Raw genomic sequence first — 1,766 nt, forward strand, 5'->3', positions numbered from 1 at the left:
CCCTTGGGGCCCTGCTTCACTTCAAAACTGACCTTCTGGCCCTCCTGAAGCGATTTGAAGCCATTGCCCTGAATCTCGGAGAAGTGCGCAAACAGGTCCTCGCCGCCATCATCCGGCGAGATGAACCCAAAACCCTTCGCATCGTTAAACCACTTCACGGTACCTGTTGCCATGTTCTGAATGTTCCAAGAAAAACGAGATGAAGATGACGCCGTCGGCCTGCGCCAGACGTCCGCCTATCTTGTATCACAGTTGATCGGCAGCAGACAAATCCGGGTTGTTTTTAACGGCTCTGCTGATCTGAGCTGAGCCATGACTTTGCCCGTGATCGGGCCCCTAACAATTTTCCAGTCAAGGAGCATGCCGGGATAAGCGCGGATTGGGCTATCCATAACCGGAGTTAGCCGCATACTGCCACGAGCCGGTAGCACAATTGCTTCGCTCTACGCGAGGCGACCACGAAGGAGGTGCGGGACGAAGCAGTACGCCAGGTGCTGGCCATCACCGAGCAACGAGATCGGGTACAGGCGCAATGCGACAAGCTTGCGGCACGCAACACAACGCTTTCAGGTGAGCTTGAGCTGCTTCAGCAAAAGGTTGCTGAGCTGCATCAGTCAGTTGCAGCTGAGAGAGTTGGCCGGGTTGCAGCTGAGGCGCACGCTGCGGAGTGGAGGGCCGAGTTCGAGAACACACAGCAGCTGCGACGGCAGGAGGCCGAGCTCGCAGCGCAAGCGCTCAATGGAGTCCAGCAACAGGTAGAGCAGCTCATGAGCGAACAGCGCCGCCTATTGGCGACGGCAGATGACTTCAAGCAAGCCGCACTTCGGGACAGGGTGGCGCGTGAAGGAGCTGAAAAGCGGGTGGCAGAGGTGCTAGGCCGCTGTGAGGCATTGTCACGTTGGCGGTTTGGCGATTTCAGGGATGCTGGGCGAGAATCGACTCAGAAAGCGGAGGACGGATTTTGGGTGGTTTCGGTAATTTCGCGCCAGCTTTCGAAACGATCGGCGAGGTGTTTGCGATAAAGCGACGCGCGCAGCAGATGGCGCTTGAGGGCAAAGTGCTGCCGGATCGGGCCGAAATTTGAGAGGAATGCCTGGGTGCGCGTCCGTTCGCGGAAACCGCGCATGCGGCGTTCACGCTCGCGTGTGGGCTGGTGACTGTTCTCGGCCCGGTTGTTCACGCGCGCGCTGGCTTTCACGAACACATGCTTGACGTTCGCCAGTTCCGGGATGTCGGCCTTAGCGGCCGGGTAGCTGCGCAGCTGATCGGTGACGATCTTGCGCAGCACCGGGCAGGAGTGCAGAACGCGCAGGAAGAAGCGTTTGGCCGCAGCCTTGTCGCGGCGCTTCTGCAGCAGGATGTCGAGTTCGGCGCCATGTTCGTCGACCGCCCGCCACAGCAGGTAAGGCTCGCCGCGCAGCGTCACGAACATCTCGTCCAGGTGCCAGGTGCAGCCCGGCTTGCGCCGGGCAGCCTTGACGCGACGGGCGAAGCCCGCGCCGAATTTATCGCACCAGCGACGGATCGTCTCGTAGCTGACCACGATGCTTCGCTCGAACAGCAACTCCTCGATGTCACGCAGGCTCAGGTTGGACCGGTAGTACCAGCGCACCGCGCAGCTGATGACCGCTGCAGGAAAGCGATGGCCGTGATAGAGCGAGTTCGTCTTCTTCATCGTCCGAATCTTACGCCACCCCTTCGCCAACGTGACAATGCCCTCCAGTCGATTGCTTGACGGTAGAGCGCCAGCCAGCCCTGATGATCCG

2 protein-coding genes are annotated in these 1,766 nt (G+C 60.1%); both read right to left on the reverse strand.

Annotated features, from left to right (window positions below; translation table 11 throughout):
• Nucleotides 1-173, reverse strand: a 173-nt coding sequence (locus A3A5_RS0119645) for a cold-shock protein (RefSeq protein WP_018312238.1), incomplete at its 3' end; no start/stop codon positions are given.
• Nucleotides 174-940: 767 nt separating this feature from the next.
• On the reverse strand, nt 941-1,675 hold the full coding sequence (locus A3A5_RS0119650) for an IS6 family transposase (RefSeq protein WP_018312239.1): 735 nt from the start codon (nt 1,673-1,675) through the stop codon (nt 941-943).
• Nucleotides 1,676-1,766: the final 91 nt, after the last annotated feature.

The organism is Cupriavidus sp. UYPR2.512 (assembly GCF_000379565.1).
In the GTDB taxonomy this organism is placed as follows: Bacteria; Pseudomonadota; Gammaproteobacteria; order Burkholderiales; family Burkholderiaceae; genus Cupriavidus.

What these genes read in the sequence shown, in the direction of transcription:
- A3A5_RS0119650 (WP_018312239.1), bottom strand. Translation starts at nt 1,675, where the DNA reads ATGAAGAAGACGAACTCGCTCTATCACGGCCATCGCTTTCCTGCAGCG.